The 2060-nt window shown below is 56.6% G+C and carries 3 protein-coding genes and 1 pseudogene; 2 read left to right on the top strand and 2 right to left on the bottom strand.

The window, feature by feature from the left end; all coding sequences use genetic code 11:
- Positions 1-172: 172 nt before the first annotated feature.
- Both ALO64_RS01835 and ALO64_RS01830 read right to left on the bottom strand, forming a co-directional pair.
- On the bottom strand, positions 173-499 hold the full coding sequence (locus tag ALO64_RS01835) for a type II toxin-antitoxin system PemK/MazF family toxin (protein WP_003319696.1): 327 nt from the start codon (positions 497-499) through the stop codon (positions 173-175).
- The gene (locus ALO64_RS01830; protein WP_044325016.1) at positions 496-720 is read right to left on the bottom strand and encodes an antitoxin MazE family protein; all 225 of its coding nucleotides are present in this window, start codon (positions 718-720) and stop codon (positions 496-498) included. Before ALO64_RS01830 ends, ALO64_RS01835 begins: the two co-directional genes overlap by 4 nt.
- Positions 721-991: 271 nt before the next feature.
- Between ALO64_RS01830 and ALO64_RS01825 the strand changes: the two genes are divergently transcribed.
- Both ALO64_RS01825 and ALO64_RS25820 read left to right on the top strand, forming a co-directional pair.
- Positions 992-1420: a GntR family transcriptional regulator gene (locus ALO64_RS01825; protein WP_044345844.1), complete on the top strand. Its 429-nt coding sequence runs from the start codon at positions 992-994 to the stop codon at positions 1418-1420.
- A 353-nt stretch (positions 1421-1773) separates the two neighbouring features.
- Positions 1774-2060 (top strand): annotated as a pseudogene (locus ALO64_RS25820) (hypothetical protein); the annotation flags it as partial.

Raw genomic sequence — 2060 nt, 5'->3', positions numbered from 1 at the left:
CTACTTCAGACCTTCCCTAATGCAGCGTATTTACGGGTCTTGACCGATCGATTGCTTAGCGTCCGTTGAGAGATCCTCTTTCGGACAGACGCTTAGGTTCGGCTCATGGAGAAAGAAGGCCAATAGCTACTATCCTTAAGTCGGTTCGCTGTTCCATTGCTCCCCGGACCCCTCAATTGGCGATACCCAAGAACACGGCTAAACAGCGCTCCACCTCCACCATTGAATCCACTCCGATATGCCCAAAAGTCGGGCCTATTTTTTCGCGCTTGAGGGTCATGGTCTTGTCTAGCATGACCTGAGAAGGCTTCTGCAAGCCGTTTTCTGCGGTCGGCTGAACGGTGATGCGCAGCAGCGGTGCTGCGACTAGGGTGCTGGTCACTGGCAGCACGGTAACGCTGGTGTGTTCGCTGAATTGGTTTGCCTGAATTACCAAGGCGGGTCTTGGTTTACCAAAGTCACCTTGCATGGCGACGGTGACTAGGTCACCTCGCATCATGGCGTCCAACCCTCAACATCGCCTAAGGCTTCGTCCATCAACCCCTGCATATAGGTATTGGCCATGTCTGCCTGAGCAACCAACAGGCACTGTCGATGGCACTCCTGTGCAAAGTCTGGCCGCCGGGTATCGGGAACCCAAATCTGAATGGGCCGTAGGCCAGCCGCACGCAGCGCGTCGCGATGGCGTTGAACGCGGGCATTTACATGGGATGTAGGCATTTAAACCTCCGTAGATAGTTACATGTAACATTTTAGCGATAACTACACCCGAGTGCAACCGAGGCCTTTTGCGAAGGGGTCGGCTTTGCTCGACTTCTATCCCCATTCTTTCAATTTGAAGACCCTCCCATGGCCTCGGTATCTCTGCATGCGCCGTGCGTATCCAAGGATCAGGGGGATCGTCCTAGCGGACCGCCACGACTCTGTCCATTTAGGCCCAAGTGTCGCAAATCTCAGCTTCGCTCCCATTGGGCCTAAATAGGTGAAGGACATGATTAACCACAGAACGCAAAAACTGCACGCTCAGCAGGTGCTTGAGCGCCTGGCCCACGGTCTGGCACAGCCGATAGCGCTGCCCCGCGAGACCATTGAAGAAGCGCTGCGCGCAGCCATCATGGACGGACGACTTGAACTGGGTGAACGGCTCACGCAGCAAGCCATTGCCGATGCCTTCCAGGTCAGCCGGATGCCGGTGCGCGAAGCCCTGCGTTCGCTGGAGACGCAGGGCTACATCGCGACGGCGTATCACAAAGGCTATCGGGTCACGAACGGCCAGGAGTTGCCCCGGCACGGTGACCTGCCTGGCTTGCTGAGGTGCGTGGCAGAACGGCATACGCAGCTGGGCGACCTCGAAGCAAAAGTCGCCTTTGAAAACGAAATCCTGCGCGTGCTGGGCCGACTGCGTCCAACCCCTTGCTAATGCTCCCGTTGGGAGAAACGCACTGTGGCAAACGTGCCTGTCCGCCTCTTCAAGACCCCAAAGGCTGCATATGACAACACCGACTGATACTCGCACTAGATATCAAAAGCTATTAGACGCCCATGGATTAACCCTGGCAGATAGCGCGGCATTGATCTGCCAACACACTCAAAAACCTTGCTCTGTTCGTGCTGTGCGTTCATGGCTGAATGACCCCGCCAAGCCCAGCTCTCGATCTTGTCCTGAGTGGGCTGTAAACGCGCTATCCAGCGCTTTGTCCGGTTGAGCCACGGCTCATCCGTTCACAGCCATCGAACCAGAAGGCGTCACCGCATATGGCGCAAAGGAGCCCAATGAGCACTTCACTGAGTCGCCTTTTAACCCTGCAAGCTGTTCGTAATCTCACCTCGCTCAAGCGCGACGCCAAGCGCCTCCAGAGGAAATCACAGCAGGTCTTTGGCACAGAGCACTCGCTCGCTGTGTGCCAGCAGGCTATGGCAGTTTCGCGAGGCTTCACCTCCCTTGCCACTCTTGATGCCCTCTCAGATCGGCTGGGCATGAACCGGCGCAATCCGTTCTGGACACTCACAGGGCGGAGCGACGCTCACCAGTCCGTACTGGATACCCTTTTTCGCCTGGA

The organism is Pseudomonas meliae, assembly GCF_001400515.1.
Taxonomy (GTDB): domain Bacteria; phylum Pseudomonadota; class Gammaproteobacteria; order Pseudomonadales; family Pseudomonadaceae; genus Aquipseudomonas; species Aquipseudomonas amygdali.
This window is presented reverse-complemented; position numbering and strand designations above follow the sequence as displayed.